This window comes from Streptomyces sp. NPDC060366, from assembly GCF_042725135.1.
GTDB lineage: Bacteria > Actinomycetota > Actinomycetes > Streptomycetales > Streptomycetaceae > Streptomyces.
This window is the reverse complement of record NZ_JBHXDC010000005.1, coordinates 306,732-323,670: the sequence shown is the minus strand read 5'-3', so window position 1 is coordinate 323,670 and position 16,939 is coordinate 306,732. Positions and strand designations below refer to the sequence as shown.

General features: G+C 70.9%; 17 protein-coding genes. 10 read left to right on the top strand and 7 right to left on the bottom strand.

Annotated elements, in window-relative coordinates; genetic code table 11:
* Window positions 1-105: 105 nt before the first annotated feature.
* Complete coding sequence (locus ACFWHU_RS16275; RefSeq protein ID WP_387225326.1) at window positions 106-1,029, bottom strand: NmrA family NAD(P)-binding protein; 924 nt, start codon at window positions 1,027-1,029, stop codon at window positions 106-108.
* 109 nt (window positions 1,030-1,138) lie between these two features.
* Between ACFWHU_RS16275 and ACFWHU_RS16270 the strand changes: the two genes are divergently transcribed.
* Complete coding sequence (locus tag ACFWHU_RS16270; protein WP_387225325.1) at window positions 1,139-1,705, top strand: TetR/AcrR family transcriptional regulator; 567 nt, start codon at window positions 1,139-1,141, stop codon at window positions 1,703-1,705.
* A gap of 186 nt (window positions 1,706-1,891) precedes the next feature.
* Here ACFWHU_RS16270 and ACFWHU_RS16265 read toward each other — a convergent pair whose 3' ends face one another.
* Complete coding sequence (locus ACFWHU_RS16265; RefSeq protein ID WP_387225324.1) at window positions 1,892-2,272, bottom strand: MerR family transcriptional regulator; 381 nt, start codon at window positions 2,270-2,272, stop codon at window positions 1,892-1,894.
* A 115-nt stretch (window positions 2,273-2,387) separates the two neighbouring features.
* Between ACFWHU_RS16265 and ACFWHU_RS16260 the strand changes: the two genes are divergently transcribed.
* The gene (locus tag ACFWHU_RS16260; protein ID WP_387225323.1) at window positions 2,388-3,461 is read left to right on the top strand and encodes an alkene reductase; all 1,074 of its coding nucleotides are present in this window, start codon (window positions 2,388-2,390) and stop codon (window positions 3,459-3,461) included.
* A gap of 65 nt (window positions 3,462-3,526) precedes the next feature.
* Here ACFWHU_RS16260 and ACFWHU_RS16255 read toward each other — a convergent pair whose 3' ends face one another.
* Together ACFWHU_RS16255 and ACFWHU_RS16250 are read right to left on the bottom strand one after the other, a co-directional pair.
* Complete coding sequence (locus ACFWHU_RS16255; protein WP_387225322.1) at window positions 3,527-6,520, bottom strand: FAD-binding and (Fe-S)-binding domain-containing protein; 2,994 nt, start codon at window positions 6,518-6,520, stop codon at window positions 3,527-3,529.
* A gap of 28 nt (window positions 6,521-6,548) precedes the next feature.
* The gene (locus tag ACFWHU_RS16250) at window positions 6,549-7,715 is read right to left on the bottom strand and encodes a pyridoxal-phosphate-dependent aminotransferase family protein (RefSeq protein ID WP_387225321.1); all 1,167 of its coding nucleotides are present in this window, start codon (window positions 7,713-7,715) and stop codon (window positions 6,549-6,551) included.
* A 92-nt stretch (window positions 7,716-7,807) separates the two neighbouring features.
* Between ACFWHU_RS16250 and ACFWHU_RS16245 the strand changes: the two genes are divergently transcribed.
* Together ACFWHU_RS16245 and ACFWHU_RS16240 are read left to right on the top strand one after the other, a co-directional pair.
* Window positions 7,808-8,560: an IclR family transcriptional regulator gene (locus ACFWHU_RS16245; protein WP_387225320.1), complete on the top strand. Its 753-nt coding sequence runs from the start codon at window positions 7,808-7,810 to the stop codon at window positions 8,558-8,560.
* 374 nt (window positions 8,561-8,934) lie between these two features.
* A complete protein-coding gene (locus ACFWHU_RS16240; RefSeq protein ID WP_387225319.1) occupies window positions 8,935-10,242 on the top strand; it encodes an SLC13 family permease in 1,308 nt (435 codons plus the stop codon).
* 93 nt (window positions 10,243-10,335) lie between these two features.
* Here the strand turns inward: ACFWHU_RS16240 and ACFWHU_RS16235 are convergent, their stop codons facing one another.
* Complete coding sequence (locus ACFWHU_RS16235) at window positions 10,336-10,524, bottom strand: hypothetical protein (RefSeq protein ID WP_385792526.1); 189 nt, start codon at window positions 10,522-10,524, stop codon at window positions 10,336-10,338.
* Window positions 10,525-10,780: 256 nt separating this feature from the next.
* Between ACFWHU_RS16235 and ACFWHU_RS16230 the strand changes: the two genes are divergently transcribed.
* From ACFWHU_RS16230 to ACFWHU_RS16210, 5 genes are all read left to right on the top strand, one after another.
* Complete coding sequence (locus ACFWHU_RS16230; protein WP_387225318.1) at window positions 10,781-11,491, top strand: TetR/AcrR family transcriptional regulator; 711 nt, start codon at window positions 10,781-10,783, stop codon at window positions 11,489-11,491.
* A gap of 130 nt (window positions 11,492-11,621) precedes the next feature.
* Complete coding sequence (locus ACFWHU_RS16225) at window positions 11,622-12,863, top strand: NAD(P)/FAD-dependent oxidoreductase (RefSeq protein ID WP_387225317.1); 1,242 nt, start codon at window positions 11,622-11,624, stop codon at window positions 12,861-12,863.
* Window positions 12,864-12,923: 60 nt separating this feature from the next.
* Window positions 12,924-14,153, top strand: a complete 1,230-nt coding sequence (locus ACFWHU_RS16220; protein WP_387225316.1) for a cytochrome P450 — start codon at window positions 12,924-12,926, stop codon at window positions 14,151-14,153.
* A gap of 113 nt (window positions 14,154-14,266) precedes the next feature.
* Window positions 14,267-14,461: a ferredoxin gene (locus ACFWHU_RS16215; RefSeq protein ID WP_387225315.1), complete on the top strand. Its 195-nt coding sequence runs from the start codon at window positions 14,267-14,269 to the stop codon at window positions 14,459-14,461.
* Window positions 14,462-14,643: 182 nt separating this feature from the next.
* Window positions 14,644-15,087 (top strand): hypothetical protein, encoded by a 444-nt coding sequence (locus tag ACFWHU_RS16210; protein WP_385798729.1) that lies wholly within the window; start codon window positions 14,644-14,646, stop codon window positions 15,085-15,087.
* Window positions 15,088-15,141: 54 nt separating this feature from the next.
* Here ACFWHU_RS16210 and ACFWHU_RS16205 read toward each other — a convergent pair whose 3' ends face one another.
* Entirely contained in the window at window positions 15,142-15,546 is a 405-nt protein-coding gene (locus ACFWHU_RS16205; protein ID WP_385798731.1) for a DUF5997 family protein, read from the bottom strand.
* A gap of 58 nt (window positions 15,547-15,604) precedes the next feature.
* Between ACFWHU_RS16205 and ACFWHU_RS16200 the strand changes: the two genes are divergently transcribed.
* Window positions 15,605-16,414 carry a LysR family substrate-binding domain-containing protein gene (locus ACFWHU_RS16200; RefSeq protein ID WP_387225314.1) on the top strand — a complete coding sequence of 270 codons (810 nt, stop codon included), beginning with the start codon at window positions 15,605-15,607 and terminating at the stop codon, window positions 16,412-16,414.
* Between the two features lie 41 nt (window positions 16,415-16,455).
* On the opposite strand, the gene ACFWHU_RS16195 is transcribed toward ACFWHU_RS16200, so the two are convergent.
* The gene (locus ACFWHU_RS16195) at window positions 16,456-16,929 is read right to left on the bottom strand and encodes an SRPBCC family protein (protein ID WP_385798735.1); all 474 of its coding nucleotides are present in this window, start codon (window positions 16,927-16,929) and stop codon (window positions 16,456-16,458) included.
* Window positions 16,930-16,939 lie beyond the last annotated feature (10 nt).

Here is a 16,939-nt window from a genome sequence, read left to right as displayed (position 1 = left end):
CCGTGTCGGTGGGGCGCGGCTGTGCCGCGGGGATGTCGGCCCTGCCGGAGGAGGACGCGACCGCCACGGTCCCGGTCTCCGCCGCCTGAGCCGACCCGGCGCGGATCAGGCCGTGGCGCGCATGTGCGCCCGTGCCCATTCCTCGAAGCTGGTGAGCGGGATACCGAGGTCCCTCGCGAACTCGGGGCGGCCCGGCTGGGGGACCGCGTTCATCCACTCGTGCGTGGCGCCCATCGGCGGCATTCCGGCGGCCAGAGCCTCCTCCTCCGTCATGTCCGGAGCCGACAGGTGCGTGCCCAGGGCGCGGGACAGGACCTCGGCGATCTCCGTCATCGACAGGTGGTCGCTCGCCAGCTCCAGTTCGACGCGGTCGAACCGCTCCGGCGCGTCGACGGCCGCGGCCGCCGCCCTGCCGATGTCGTCCACCGCCACCAGGGACAGCCGGGTCTCCGGCTTCAGGACGCTCACCAGACCGCCCTCCACGCCGCGGGGGAGCAGGAACGCCATGGACGGGAGGAAGTTCTCCATGAACGTGCCCGGCTTGAGCAGCGTCCAGTGGTGGAAGCCGGCCTCGCGGACCCGGTCCTGGATCGCGCTCTTGGCTCCCAGGGTGGGCTCCATCGCGGCCCAGCGGCCTTCGGCCCAGCCGGGGGCCCGCGTGTGCTGCCCGGCGCCGGTGACCGATGTGTGCACGAACTGCCGCACTCCGGCCGCCTTCGCACCCTCGACGAGGTTCACGCCCTGGGTCACCTCCCCCTCGAAGTCGAAGCCGTCCTCGTTCATGGCCGGCATCTGTACGGAGAAGACGGCGCGAGCACCCTTGGCGGCCCGCACCACGGAGTCGCGGTCGTGCAGATCGCCGGTGACCAGTTCGGCGCCGAGCGCTTCGACGGCCCTGGCCCTTTCGGTGGACCGGTCGCGCACCAGCGCGCGGACGGGTACGCCCGCCGCGATCAGGGCGCGGGCGGTGGCGCCGCCCTGCCTGCCGGTGGCGCCTGTGACCAGGACGGGTGCGGAATCTGTGGACATGCGGATCCTCCGGGGGACGCCGGGAAACGAAACGGCGGGGCCCGCCGTTTCTATTCGGGTACGATACGGCGGGGCGCGCCATTTAACAAAGCCGGAGGTGACACCAGCCATGCCCGACCACCAGCGCGCCGACGCCCGGCGCAACTACACGCGCATCCTCGCCGTGGCCGAGGAGGAGGTCGCCGCCCACGGGGCCGACGCCTCCCTGGAACAGATCGCCCGCACCGCGGGGGTCGGCTCGGCCACCGTGCGCCGGCACTTTCCCACCCGCCGCGCCCTGCTCGAGGCGGTCTCGCGGAAACGGATCGAGGCCCTGAGCGACCGCGCCCACGATCTGACCGGCGCGGACGACAGCAGGGCCGCGCTGCTGGAATGGCTGGGCGACGTCGTCGCCTACTGTGCCTCCGCCCGCGGACTGGCGGCCACGCTCGCCTACGACGGGCCCCCGCCCGACCCGGTGCACGACAACGCCTGCTCGGCGGCGCTGGAAGAGGCGGGAGTCCCACTGCTCCGACGCGCCGCGCGGGACGGCGCCGTCGCGGCCGGCGTCACCGTCGCCGACCTGATCACACTCGCCGTCGGCATCGCGCTGGCCACGGAGCACCACCCCGACCCGGCCGCCCGGGCGGACCGTCTCTTCCGGCTGACCGTGGCGGGGCTGAGCCCGCAGAGGTGAACGAGTGCCGGCCGGACAGGGCCTAGGCCCCGTCCGGCGGATCTTCGGGGGCCCGGGGCGCCTGGCACGGCACCTCGCTGCGTTGTCGAATCATTCAAGTACGTCCAGTACGAGCACGATCCTCCGCCTTGCGATGTACCGCACCAGACGCCCCGGGCCGATCCCCGAAGATCCGCCGGACAGGGCCTAAGAGGCCCGGTCGGCCGTTCCCAGCCACTCGCGGTACTCCCGCGCCGTGGCCATCAGCCCGTCGAGCGCCTCCCTGGTGCGTACGAGGTCGGCGATGTGCTCGGAGAGCCTGTCGCGTTCCTGCTCCATCCGCACCAGCGCCGCGTCGGAGTTCTCCTCGCTGGGCGCGTCGACGCAGGGCAGCAGCGCCAGGATGGTGCTGCTGGAGAGGCCCGCCGCGTACAGCCGCTGGATGAACTCGACCCGCTCGACGTCGGCTTCCGTGTAGTGCCGCTGCCCGCTGGGGCTGCGGGTACTGGCGACCAGGTGCTGCTCCTCGTAGTAGCGCACGGATCTGACGCTGACTCCGGCGCGTGACGCGACTTCACCGATCCGCACGGGTCCTCCTGGCTGTGTCCTGCGTCACAGGGCTTGCCTCTGACATCGATGTGAGGTTTTAGCGTAGCCGCAGTGCCCGACGCCCGGGCAGTGCGGATCACGAAGGAGTCCTGACGTGACGACCCTGTTCACCAGTTACCAGCTCGGTGGCCTCACGCTGCCCAACCGTGTCGTCATGGCGCCGATGACCCGGGTCCGGGCCGCCGCCGGCGGACTGGCGACCCCGTCGATGGCGGCCTACTACGCCCAGCGGGCCACGGCCGGGCTGATCGTGAGCGAAGGAGTGCAGCCGAGCGCCATCGGTCAGTCCAACCCGGGTACTCCCGGACTCCACACCGATGAGCAGGTCGCCGCCTGGCGCCCCGTCACCGCCGCCGTCCACGCCAACGGCGGACGGATCTTCGCCCAGCTCATGCACGGCGGGCGGGTCTCGCACCCCGACACCATCGGCGAGCTGCCGGTCGGTCCGTCCGCCGTCCCCGCCGTCGGTGACGTGTTCACCCCGGCCGGGCCCCGGCCCGCCCCGACGCCGCGCGCGCTGGAGACCGCCGAGGTGTCCGACCACGCGCTGTCGTACGCGCGGGCCGCCCGCCGCGCCGTCGACGCCGGCTTCGACGGGGTGGAACTCCACGGCGCCAACGGCTATCTGATCTCGCAGTTCCTCTCCCCCAACGCCAACCTGCGCACCGACAGCTACGGAGGCCCGGTCGCCAACCGGATCCGCTTCGCCGTCGAGGCGGCGGCCGCCACCGCCGAGGCCATCGGCGCGCACCGGACCGGCATCCGGCTCTCACCGGGCGCCACCTTCTGGGGAGTCGAGGAGAGCGACGTCCCCGAGATGTACACCGCGCTGCTGACCGAGCTGGCCCGGCTCGACCTGGGTTACGTCCATATCGAGGCCACCACCGACGAAGACGTCCTGATCGCCCTGCGCCGGGCATGGCCGGGCACCCTCGTCATGAACCCCGTCTATCCCATGGGGCCGAAGCAGACCGGAAAGGACGACGCCGACCACTGGCTCGGGCTGGGCGCCGATCTCGTCAGCTTCGGCCGGGCCTTCATCGCCAATCCCGATCTGGTCGAACGGCTGCGCGGCGGACTGCCGATCGCCCCGGTCGACGAGGCCACCTACTACCAGGGCGGTGACCAGGGTTATCTGACCTACTCACCCCACGCGTACGCGGCCTGACGCCGAGCCGGCCGCCACCGGGCCCCGCGCCACCGGGCCCGGTCGCCCCGGTCGGCTCGTCGCGCTCAGTCGGACGTGACCGCCTCCCACAGCAGTTGGACCGGATGCCACGCGTCGCGCGCGGTGCCGTGGAAGATCTGCTGACGGCAGGACACCCCGGTGGCGACCACGACCGTGTCCGGCGGCTCCGCCTCGATCGCCGGGAAGAGCCGGTCCTCGCCGACCGTCATCGACACGTCGTAGTGCTCGGACTCGAAGCCGAACGACCCCGCCATCCCGCAGCACCCGGCGTCGAGTTCGACCACCGAGACACCCGGTATACGGCTCAGCAGCGCGACCGTCGCGGCCGTGCCCACCTCCGCCTTCTGGTGGCAGTGGCCGTGGTAGACGAGCGTGCGCCCGGCGAGCCAGGAGTCCTCACGCGGTCGCAGCCGCCCGTCGTCGATCGCTTCGACGAGCAACTCCTCGACCTGGCGCACCCTCCCGGCGATGTCCTTGACCGCGGGGTCGTCCGGCAGCAGGGACAGATGCTCGTCGCGCAGTGTCATCAGACACGAGGGCTCGCAGCCCACGACCGGCGAGCCGGCCTCGGTCGACGCGCTCAGGGTGTCCGCCAGATGACGGGCCTTGTCCTTCGCGTCGTCCACCAGTCCCTTGGAGAGGCTGGACCGGCCGCAGCAGACGCCGCTCTCCAGCCGCACGTCCCAACCCGCCCGCTCCAGAAGCTGGATGGCCGCCCGGCCGATGTCCGGCTCGGTGAACGTGGTGAAGGAGTCGGCGAGATAGGTGACCGTGCCCTGGGTGACCGCGTGGGTGGCGGGCGTACGGCGCCGGAACCAGCGCGACAGGTTGTGGCGCACGAAGACCGGCAGCGGTCGCGCCGGGGCGATGCCCACCGTACGGTCCATCAGCCGGCGCAACAGTGTGCTGCGCCCCGGCAGGTTGGACAGCGGCGCGGTCGCGGATCCCAGCCGGTTCAGCAGCCGGATCGAACCGAAGAGGCGGGAGCGCAACGGCACCCCGTGGCTGTCGTGGTAGTGCGAGAGCGCCTCGCTCTTGAGGGTCGCCATGTCGACACCGAGGGGGCATTCGCTCTTGCACGCCTTGCACATCAGGCACAGATCGAGGACCTCGTGCAGACGCTCGTCGCCGAGCGCGGCCCGCGGGTCGGGTTCGGACAGGGCCTTGACGAGGGCGGCGGCCCGGCCGCGGGTGGAGTCCTCCTCCTTACGAGTGGCCATGTACGAGGGGCACATGGTGCCGCTGCCGGCCTTGCGGCACAGACCGATGTTCATACAGCGGTCCGCCGCCGCGCGCATGGCGCCGCTGCCGCCGTCCTCGCCGTTGCCCGCCCCGTGCGCCGCTCCCGCGCCGATGACTTCGAAGGAGAGCCGGGTCCGCAGCGGCTCGGCGGGCGGCAGTGCCGCGTCCCGCAGGTTCTCCGTCATCGGCCGCGCGTCCACGATCTTGCCCGGGTTGAGCACGTCGTGCGGGTCGAACAACCGCTTGACCTGGCGCATCGCCTCGTACAACCGGTCTCCGAAGATCTCCCGGTTGAACTCGCTGCGGGCCAGTCCGTCGCCGTGTTCGCTGGAGTTCACCCCGCCGTACTCGGCGACCAGATCCTTGATCTCGACGGCGACGCTGCGCATCCTCACCACGTCCGCCGGGTCGGCGAGGTCGAGATACGGCCGGATGTGCAGACAGCCGACCGAGCAGTGGCCGTAGAAACCGGCCGTCATCCCGTGCCGGTCGAGGACTTCCTTGAACCTGCGGGTGTAGTCGGCGAGATGGATCGGATCGACCGCGGTGTCCTCGACGAACGCCAGCGGGCGCCGGGTGCCCTCACTGGCCGCCATCAGCAGACCGAGACCGGCCTTGCGGACCTTCAGCAGGGACGACTGCTGGGCCGGGGTGACCGCTCGCAGGGTGTGGTAGCCGTGTCCGTGCCGGGACCACAGCGTGGTGAGCCGCTTCAACTGCCCCAGCAGCTCGGCCTCGTCGTCACCGCTGAACGAGACGAAGAGCAGGGCCTCGGGCTCCCCGTTCAGCAGATCGCCGAGCGCCGCGTACTCGATCTTGCGGCGGGACAGGTCGAGGATCGTACGGTCCATCAGCTCCACGGCCGCCGGGTCGCAGGCCAGCGCGTCCTGTGTCGCGTCGATCGCTCCGGCCACGGAGGTGAAGTGGCCGACGGCGATCACCGTACGGCTCGGCTTGGGCACCAGATCGACCAGCGCACTGGTGGCGACGGCCAGCGTCCCCTCCGAGCCGACGACGAATTTGGCCAGGTCGAAGACGCTGTCCTCGCGCGCCAGCCGGTCCAGCCGGTAGCCGCAGGCCCGGCGCCAGTGGGCGGGGAAGCCCTCCGCGATGGCGGCCGCGTTGGCCCGTACGATCTTTGGCAGCTCGCGGTAGAGCGCGCCCTCCAGCGTGGACCGGGTTGCCCGGAGCGCGCGTTCGGCCTCGTCGACGCGGTCCAGCCGGACCCGGCTCGCGTCCGAGAGCACCACGTCGAGTTCGCGTACGTGGTCGATGGTCATGCCGTGGCGCACCGATCCGCTGCCGGCCGAGTTGTTGCCGATCATCCCGCCGATGGTGGCCCGGTTGCTGGTCGAGGTGTCCGGACCGAACATCAACCCCCACGGACTCGCGGCCCGGTTGAGCTGGTCCTGTACGACTCCGGACTCGACCAGCGCCGTACGGCTGTCGGCGTCCAGCTCCACGATGCGGTTCATGTGCCGGGACAGATCCAGGACCAGGCCGGGGCCGACGGTCTGGCCGGCCAGACTCGTCCCGGCGCCGCGCGGCACCACCGGCACCCCGTGGGCCGCGGCGGCGGCGACCGCCGCGGCGACGTCATCGGTGTGCCGGGGGAAGGCCACCCCGAGCGGGGTGATCGCGTACATGCTCGCGTCGCGGGCGAACAACTGCCGTGTGTAGTCGTCGAACCCGACCTCTCCCTCCAGATCCTTGACGAGGTCCCGCCGGAGTTCGCGGGCCAGCTCCTGGTTCCGCGCGCTGTCATGGGTGGGGCGCTCGCCCCTGGTGACGGTCATGCTCGGCAACCTCCTCGATGATCCGTGTTCACTCCGCGCCCAGGACGTCCAGCGCCGCTGTCAGCCCGCCGGGATCCACGCGTACGCCCGCCAGCTGAAGGCCCATCTGCACCCCGGCGAGGGTGCCCGCGAGAGTCAGGTCGTTGAAGTGCCCGAGGTGGCCGATCCGGAAGATCCGCCCCGCAAGCCTGCCGAGCCCGGCGCCCAGGGACATGTCGAACCGGTCGAGGATGATCTGCCGGACCTTGTCGGCGTCCACACCCTCGGGCACGAGGACCGCGGTGAGCGCGGACGAATGCTCCCGCTCGTCGGCGCACAGCACCTCAAGTCCCCATCCGCGCACGGCTGTTCGGGTGGCTGCCGCATGCCGGTCGTGCCGCGCGAACACCGCGGGCAGTCCCTCCGCCTCAAGCATCCGCAGTGCCTCGTCGAGCCCGTAGAGGAGGTTGGTGGCGGGGGTGTACGGGAAGAAGCCGCGGCTGTTCGCCTCGATGATGGGCCCCCAGTCCCAGTACGAGGTGCGCAGTCGCGAGGTGCGGGAAGCGGCGATGGCCTTCTCGCTGACCGCGTTGAAGCTCAGGCCCGGCGGCAGCATCAGCCCCTTCTGGGAGCCGGCCACCGTGACGTCGACGCCCCATTCGTCGTGCCGGTAGTCGATGGAGCCGAGCGAGGAGATGGTGTCGACGAGCAGCAGCGCCGGGTGTCCCGTCGCGTCCATCGCCTGCCTGATCTCGGCGACCCGGCTGGTGACGCCGGTCGATGTCTCGTTGTGCACGACGCAGACGGCTTTGACCGTACGGGCGGTGTCGGCCGCCAGGCGTTCGGCGACGGCCTCCGGGTCGGCGCCGTGCCGCCAGTCGCCCGGCACGAAGTCGACGTAGAGGCCGAGTTCGGTGGCCATGCGCTGCCAGAGCGTGGCGAAGTGGCCGGTCTCCACGTGCAGGACCCGGTCGCCGGTGCTGAGGGTGTTGACGAGTGCGGCCTCCCAGGCGCCGGTGCCGGAGCCGGGGAAGACCACGACGGGTCCGGTGGTGCCGAAGACCGGTCCGAGGCGGGTGAGCAAGTCCGTGGTGAACGCGGCGAATTCGGGACCTCGATGGTCCATCGTCGGCGCCGACATGGCGCGGAGCACCTGGTCGGGGACGTTTGTGGGGCCCGGGATCTGCAAGAAGTGCCGCCCGGTGCGAGTGGTCACGATGGCCAACCCCCTTGGTGTGCCACGATGTGGCACGATGTATCGTCTGATGGCACACGGACTATAAGAGCCGACCACTCGGGAGTCAACGGATGCAGAGCGTTCTCAACGCACTTCGGGTGCTGGAAGAGGTCTCCGCACGTCAGCCGGTGGGTGTCGCCGACCTCGCCCGCGCCCTCGACCTGCCCAAGAGTTCGGCGCAACGGGCGCTGCGCACGCTGGACACCGCGGGCTGGATCCGCCCGGCCGGCGGTGAGGTCACCCGCTGGGTCCTGACCACCAAGGCCCTCCAGGTCGGCCGCCGCGCCACCGGGGAGCTGAGCCTGCGCGACGTGGCCGTGCCGCTCATGGAGGATCTGCGCAGACGCACCGACGAGACGGTCCATCTGACCGTCCCGGACGGCGACAAGGTGGTGCTGATCGAGCGCCTGGAGACCTCGAAGGCGGTACGGATCATCCTGGCCCTGGGCATCCATCTGCCCATCCACGCCTCGGCGAACGGCAAGGCCGTACTCGCCGCTAGCCCGCCGGAGGTGATCGAGCGACAACTCGCCCAGGGGCTGGAGGAGTTCACCGACGCCACCGTCACCGACCGGGACGTGCTGCTCGCCGAGCTGGCGCGGATCCGTGAGCGTGGGTACGCGACCAACACCGGCGAATGGCGCTCCGACGTCTCCGCCGTCGCGGCCCCGGTCCTGGGCGAGTCCGGTACGCCGGTCGCGAGCATCAGCGTCAACATGCCGACCAGTCGGATGACCCCGGAGTCGACCGCCGCGCACGGAGCGCTCGTGAGCGAGACGGCGCGGCAGGTCAGCGCGGCGCTGGGCCACTCGCGCGAGTGGTGAACGGCCTTGTCCGGCAACGGACTTGAGTGACACGAGGCGGTCCGCGCGACGAGGGCCGGACCGTCTCGTTCCCGCCGTACGGGGAGGGTGCCGAGCTCCCTGTCCGCCGCGCCGTCCGTCGAGAGGGATTCCGGCAGGACCCTTGACGCCGCCGGAAAATCCCTTCAATACTCCCGACTGCGGAAATCGATTTCCGTCTGGCGGAATGATTCACCCATCCCTGGGCTTCTCCGGGACCCGGTCCGGGACCTGGGCGGAACGTTCACGCGCCGCCTCCATTCCGGCATCTCCGGTGCCGCGCGCACCTCCCGTGACGCGCCGACGCGCCCTGATGCAACGCGACATGCCCTTCGGTCGACGGCAAGGGAGCCCTCGTGTCAGATCAAGTCATCTCCATCATCGCCCTGGTACTGATCTTCGCCATCGCGACCTTCTCCTCGGTCCACCTCGGCGTGCTCGCCATCGTGGCGGCGTTCATCGTCGGCTCCACGGTGGTGAACGAGTCCACGGACGACATCTTCTCCGGCTTCCCCGGCGATCTGTTCGTCGTGCTGGTCGGCGTGACCCTGCTGTTCGGGATCGCGAAGAGCAACGGCACGGTCGACTGGCTCGTCAACGCGGCGGTGAAAGCGGTACGCGGCCGGATCGCCCTCATTCCCTGGGTCATGTTCCTGGTCACCGCGGTCCTCACGGCGGTCGGCGCGGTCACGCCTGCCGCGGTCGGGATCGTGGCGCCCATCGGACTCGGCTTCGCCGCCTCGTACGGCATAAGCCCCGTGCTCATGGGCCTGTTCATCGCCAACGGGGCCAGCGCCGGAGGCTTCTCGCCGATCGGTGTGTTCGGCAGCATCACCAACAACGTGGTCGAACGCAACGACCTCCCCGGCAACCCCGCGCTGCTGTTCACCGCCTCGTTCCTCTTCAACGTCGGCCTGTGCGTCATCATCTTCCTGATATTCGGCGGCCGGCAGTTGCTCGGGCGAATCGCGACGACGGGTGGGGACGGCGCCGACGACGGTACCGACGAGCGGAGCGGCGCGGCCGAAACGGCAGGCAAGGCCATCACCCCGCCGGAGCCCCCGAGTCTCGACCTCCCGCGCGCGCTGACCCTCCTCGGACTCCTCAGCCTGGTCGCCGGCGCACTCTTCTTCGACCTGGACGTGGGCCTGATGGCGCTCACCATCGCGGTGGTCCTGTCCCTGGTCGCGCCGCAGTCGGCCAAGGGCGCCGTGGACCGCTGCGCGTGGTCCACCGTGCTGCTGGTCTGCGGCATCGTCACCTACGTCAGCCAGATGGAACGCATGGGCACCATCGACTACCTCGGTGAGCGGGTCGCGGACATCCAGGCCCCGCTCCTCGGCGCCCTGCTGATCTGCCTGATCGGCGCCGTGGTGTCGGCCTTCGCCTCGACCACCGGCATGCTCGGGGCCCTGATCCCCCTGGCGGTACCGTTCCTGCTCACCGGCCAGGTGGGAGCCGTGGGGCTCATCACCGCTCTGGCGATATCCGCGTCGGTGGTGGACGCGTCGCCCTTCTCCACCAGCGGTGCGCTGGTCACCGCGAACACCCCCGCCGATCAGCGCGACTTGGTCTTCCGCCGGCTGATGACCTGGGGTCTCGGGATCGCCCTGGTCGGGCCCCTGGTCACCTGGGGCCTGTTCGTCGTCCCCGGCTCGCTCTGAGGCCGCCCGCCGGACAGGGCCGGTGGCCGGCTCCCACAGACGGCCACCGGCCCCTCGCGGATCACCACGAGGGGCCGGCGACTGCGAGGAGTCTTAGAACTGGTTACCGAAGACGATGATGGTGTTGAAGCTGTCCTCGATCCACGTGTTGACGATCTCGCTGTTCACGATGTTGGTGCCATCGTGCTCCCCGCCCCGCTCGCCGGCTGTGGCAGCACTCGCGCTGCCGAGGAGGGTGAGAGCGGCGAGCGCGGTGGCGGCGACTGTCGTACGGAGACGCATGAGTCTTTCCCTTTCTGCAGGGGTACTTCGGACTCTGCGTCTATACACATCGGGCGCCCCCCGATAACCGGGAGGTGGGGGAGACCACTCCGTTGCCGTGCAGTGTCCGGCCGAATGCACCACAGGGCCGCCGTCGAAATTAAGTCAGTCGCTTGCATTAGAAGATTGGGCGAGGTTCACTGATCACGAACGCGGAAGCCGACCACGAGGAGGCGGGATGGATCCCCCCGCGCGGAGTGCCGGTACGCTCGTGCCCGTGACAGGGAAGACCGGCCGTGGGGAACGGGCCGACGCGACGCGCGAGTTGATCCTCGTCACCGCGGAACGGCTGTTCGCCGAGCACGGAGTGTTCGCGGTCTCCAACCGCCAGGTCAGCGAAGCGGCCGGACAGGGCAACAACGCCGCGGTCGGCTACCACTTCGGTACGAAGACGGACCTCGTGCGGGCCATCGTCCGCAAGCATGCCCTGCCGGTCGAACAGCTCCGGCTGCGCATGGTCGCCGAGGCCGGCGATTCCTCCGACGTACGGGACTGGGTGGCCTGTCTGGTGCGCCCGATCACCGATCACCTTGCCGAGCTGGGCAGCCCCACCTGGTACGCCCGGTTCGCCGCACAGGTCATGACCGATCCGGGTCTGCGCGAGATCGTGGTCACCGACTCGCTCGACGCGTCCTCGCTCCACCGGATCATCCAGGGGCTCGACGAGTGCCTGCCCGATCTGCCCGCCGAAGTACGGGCGGAGCGCGGAGACATGGCCCGTCAGCTGATGGTGCACATGTGCGCCGAGCGGGAACGGGCCCTCGCGCTAGGGTCTGTCGTTCGGATCTTGCCGGGGTCGCGGTCCCTGGCAAGATCCGAACGACAGGCCCTAGGCGCCGCCACTCCGCGGTCGAGCTGGCGCGACGCCGGGACGGGCCTGATCGACGCGATCGTCGGGCTGTGGCTGGCCCCCGTCACCCGCCCCTGATCAGCACCCCCGCTTGATCACCTGAGGGGCCTCGTCCGCCGAGGTATCCCGCTCCCGGGCCGCCGCATGCCCTGCCACCCCTGCGCACCCCCACGTTCCTTCCCGAACCGCAGACGGAGGAGTTCCGACGATGAGAGCACCAGTGGGCCGTCCGCCACACACCACGGTCCGCGCCGCCACCGACGTGCTGGTGGTCGGCGCGTCGGCGGCCGGCCTGAGCACGGTCGAAGCACTACGACGCCTCGGCTGCACGGGGGCGGTGACGGTCGTCGGCGCGGAGACACACCAGCCGTACGACCGGCCACCGCTGTCGAAGCAGGTCCTCGCCGGTACCTGGCAGCCCGAACGGACCCAACTGCGTCCGGGGGAAGCCCTGTCGGCGCTGGACGCCGAGTTCGTCCTCGGCGACCCGGCGGTCGGCCTGGACGCCACGACCCGCACGGTGCGCACCGCGTCGGGGCGGACACTGCGCGCCGACGCGGTGGTCGTGGCCACCGGAACGCGCCCCAGAACCCTGCCGGGCCAAGCCTCGCTGGCCGGGGTCCACGTACTGCGCACACTCGACGACGCGATCGCGCTCCGCGCCGGCCTGCTGGGCGCGGCGCGGCTCGTGGTCGTGGGAGACGGCGTACTCGGCGCGGAGATCGCCGCCACCGCCCGCACCATGGGTCTGGACGTCACCGTCGTGGGACCTCAGCACGCGCTCATGGCGAACCAACTCGGCCACGGCGTCGCCGAGTTGCTCACCGAACTGCACACCGGGCGCGGGGTCCGCCCGCGACTCGGCTCCGGAGTGCGCGAGTTGGTCGGCAGCGGGGGCCGGGTCACCGGTGTACGTCTGGACGACGGAGAGCTGCTGCCCGCCGACCTCGTCGTGGTCGCGATCGGCGCCGAACCGGTGACCGGATGGCTCCACGACAGCGGCCTGCCGGTGGAAAACGGCCTTCTCTGCGACTCCCGTTGCCGCGCGGGCGAGGGCGTGTACGCCGTCGGGGACGTGGCGCGGTGGCATCACGAACAGCTCGGCGAGCCGCTGCGGCTGGAGAACCGCACCAACGCCTCCGAACAGGCCATGACCGTCGCCGCCAACATCCTCGGCGCCGACCGGGCGTACACACCGGTGCCGTACTTCTGGACGGACCAGTACGACACGAAGATCCAGGTGCACGGTGTCGTTCCCGCCGGCGCCGGCGCCGAGATGACCGTCGTGGACGGCGACCCGGCGACCGGACGGTTCGTCGCGCTGTACCGAAGTGCGGGCCTGGTCACCGGAGTTCTCGGCTGGAACATGCCCAAGCAGACCCGTCTGCGCCGGGGGGACGTCGCCGACGCGCTCGCCGGCGGACCTGCCCGGACCCCCGCCCTGCGCTGACAGCCACCCCGCCACACACACCTCAAAGCCCCCACACCACACCCCCCTTGGAGCTGACTCATGACCAGCACCGTCGAATCGGCCGGCGAGAGCCCGGCCGCAGTGCCGCACTTCCCGATGACCCGGGCGGCCGGCTGCCCGTTCGACCCGCCCCCGACCGCGGTCGCGCAGCAGAAGGAGGCCCCGCTCACCCGGGTCAGGCTCTGGGACGACAGCACCCCGTGGCTGGTGACCCGGTACGCCGAACAGCGCGCCCTGCTCGCCGACCCCCGGGTCAGCGCCGACATCAACAGGCCCGGCTACCCGCTTCAGGTGGCGCTCCCGCCCGGCGGCGGGTCCGCCAGCTTCGTACTGATGGACGACCCCGAGCACGCCCGTCTGCGGCGCATGGTGACCGCGCCCTTCGCCATCAAACGGGTGGCGGCGCTGCGCCCGGCCGTCCAGGGGATCGTCGACGAGCTGATCGACGACATGCTGGCCGGTCCCAAACCGGTCGACCTGGTCGACGCGTTCGCCCTGCCGGTGCCCTCGCTGGTCATCTGCGAACTGCTCGGAGTCCCTTACGCCGACCACGACTTCTTCCAGGACAACAGCAAGATCGTCATCAAGCGCGACGCCGAACCCGAGCAGCGAACGGGCGCCCAGCGCGCGCTCCTCGGCTATCTGGACGACCTCATGGGCAAGAAGCTCGCCGATCCCGCCGACGACCTGCTCTCCGGCCTCGCCGAGCGGGTGAGGTCGGGGGAGCTGACCCGTAACGAAGCGGCCCAGATGGGGGTGCTGCTGCTGATCGCCGGACACGAGACCACCGCGAACATGATCGCGCTCGGCACGCTCGCCCTGCTCGAACACCCGGCCCAACTGGAACTTCTGCGTGACTCCGACGATCCCAAGCTGGTCGCATCGGCGGTCGAGGAGCTGCTGCGCTACCTCAACATCGTCCACAACGGCCGGCGCCGGGTCGCGCTCGAAGACATCGACATCGCCGGTCGACACGTCCGCGCCGGCGAGGGTCTGATCATCGCCAACGACATCGGCAACCGCGACCCCGACGCCTTCCCGGATCCCGACCGCCTCGACATCGAGCGCGACGCCCGGCATCACGTGGCCTTCGGCTTCGGCGTCCACCAGTGCCTGGGCCAGCCACTGGCCCGGCTGGAACTCCAGGTCGTCTACAGCACCCTCTACCGCCGCATCCCCACCCTGCGGCTCGCGGCCGATATCGAGCGGGTTCCGTTCAAGCACGACGGCAACGTCTACGGGGTGTACGAACTGCCCGTCACCTGGTGACCGGTCCGCCCCCGCCTTCCTCCACCCGACTCCACACGCGGTCTCCCGCCCCCATCCGGCCCCGACCCGAGCCATCGGGCCCACCACGGCCGGCCCCCACCGAAGGAGCCTTCATGAAGATCACCCTCGACCAGGACAAGTGCGTCGCGTCCGGACAGTGCGTGGTCGCCGCGGCGGACGTGTTCGACCAGCGCGACGAGGACGGCATCGCCGTACTCCTCACGGCCGAGCCCTCGGCCGACCAGGCCACCGACACCCGCCACGCCGCGTCCGTCTGTCCGGCGCTCGCCATCCACATCCAGGAATGACTCTCCGTAAGCACCGGTGCGCGTGACGCGAAAGCGGGTCCGCGTAGTCGCGCGGTACCGGTCCGTGACCGTTCACCCGAACGGACCAGTCCGGGTGGTCGTGGGGGCAAGGGCGGCGGATTGTCGGCCCCATGCCGGAGTGGTCCGGAGAGCGGGCCACGTACTCGGCCGAGGAGGCTCTCATGGCTCAGACCGCGTCCCCTTCGGGGGCTCATCACACACCGTCCCGCAGCGGGCACGGTGGCCACACGTGGGCGACCGGCGGGGCGATGTTCGCGGGGGTGCTGCTGTTCGTGGACGGCGTCATGGCCGTTCTGAACGGCGTCGTCAGCATCGCGCGGGACAACGTGTACACGCTCAACGGCAGCTACACCTACCAGTTCACCCTGACCTCGTGGGGCTGGATCCATCTCGTCGTGGGCGCGCTCCTGGTCCTCACCGGGCTGGGCATCATGAGCGGCGCGCCCTGGGCGCGGGTGATCGGGGTGGGCATGGCCTCCGTGAGCATCGTCGCGAACTTCATGTGGCTGCCCTACCAGCCCGTCTGGGCGGTGATCGCCATCGCGATCGGCGTCTTCGTGATCTGGTCCCTGCTGACCGACCGCAGCAGGACGCCCGCCCGGTAGGCCCGTACGCCGAGCGGTCGGGCCCGCCCGGCCGTCCCGCCGTCCCGCCGCCGGTCAGGTGCGCGGGCGGCGGGCCTCGTCGGCCCGCTCCGCGTTCTTCTCCTTGATGCGTACCGATTCCTTGCGGACCTCGGCCTGGGTGGCGCGCTCGCGCCGCAGCCACGCGGGAAGCTCCTCCTTGAGCGCGTCGATCTGCTCCGTCGTGAGGGCCTCGGTGACGCCGCCGCGGGCGAGACCCGCGATGGAGACACCCAGCTTGGCCGCGACCACCGGCCGCGGATGCGGGCCTTCGCGCCGCAACTCCACCAGCCACTCGGGCGGATCGGCCTGGAGAGCGTTCAATTCGCCGCGCGAGACGACGCCCTCCTGGAAATCGGCGGGGGTGGCCTCGAGGTACACACCCAGTTTCTTCGCCGCCGTGGCGGGCTTCATGGTCTGGGTGGTCTGGTGCGACGTCATGGTGCCAAGAGTATCGAGCCGGTGCGGGGCTCCTGACCACGGCCGGTAGCCTGGCGGCGTGACAGGCTCGGAGGTACCCCTCGCGTCCCCCACGTTCCGCCTCGCGTACGTCCCGGGAGTGATCCCCGGCAAGTGGGTGCGGATCTGGAACGAGCGGCTGCCCGACATCCCGCTGACCCTCACCACGGTGTCGGCGGCCGAAGCGGCCGGCACGCTGCGCGCGGGCGGCGCGGACGCGGGATTCGTACGCCTGCCGGTCGACCGGACCGATCTCAGCGCGATCCCGCTCTACACCGAGACGACCGTCGTCCTCGTCCCGAAGGACCATCTCGTGGCCGCGGTCGACGAGGTGTCCGTCGCGGATCTCGCCGACGACATCGTGCTGCACCCCCTCGACGACACCCTCGACTGGGAGGGGCGCCTGCCCGGACGGCCCGCGAACGAGCGCCCCGCCACGACGGAGGACGCCGTCGAACTGGTCGCGGCGGGCATCGGCCTGCTCGTCGTCCCGCAGTCGCTCGCCCGGCTGCACCACCGCAAGGACCTCACCTACCGCCCGGTCTCCGACGCCCCCGAGTCGCGTGTCGCCCTGTCGTGGCCGGAGGAGCGGACCACCGACCTGGTCGAGGAGTTCATCGGGATCGTGCGCGGGCGCACCGTCAACAGCTCACGGGGCCGCCGCCCGGCCCCGGCGCAGGAACAGCAGGCATCGAAGGCCAAGCCGAAACCGAAGCCCGGACGTTCCGACTCGGGCGGCGCGCGGCGTAAGCCCGCCGCCGGAAAGTCGACGGGGAAGAATCCCCGCGGCGGCGGCGGTTCGGGCGGGGCGAAAAGCGGCAGGCGCGGCAAACCCGGCCGCCGCTCGTAGCCACTCGTACCGCCGTGAGCGGTTCCGGGCCGCCGGCGGAGTCAACCGGCCGACGGCTCGTCCCCTTCGACGAGCCGGGCGAGATTGTCCAGAGCCATGCGCTGACCGGTCTCGTTGTCCGCCGCCGGCACCGTGTCCGGGATCCCCTCGTGCAGCAGGACCACCTCCGTACCGCCGTCCACGTCGTTGAGCGTGGTCGTGATGGTCATGCCGCCGCGCAGCGTGGGATCGGGAGACTCGAACTCGAGGACCTCCACCACCCGTTCGTCCGGCACGAGCCGCTCGAAGTGCCCGTGGTACGTGTCGGTGTTCGCCGCCGACTTCCCGGTGTCCGTCGGCGCGTCGTAGATGAGTGAGACACGGAACCGCCCGCCCTCACGGCCGTCGAACTCGTGCACCTGACTGCTCATACCGGCGGGCACCCGCCATTTGGCGACCGCGTCCCCGTCCAGCAGGGCGCGGTAGACAACCGCGCGCGGGGCCCGTACGAGCCGGGAGACCTGGGTGGAGTACATGGAGGCCAAC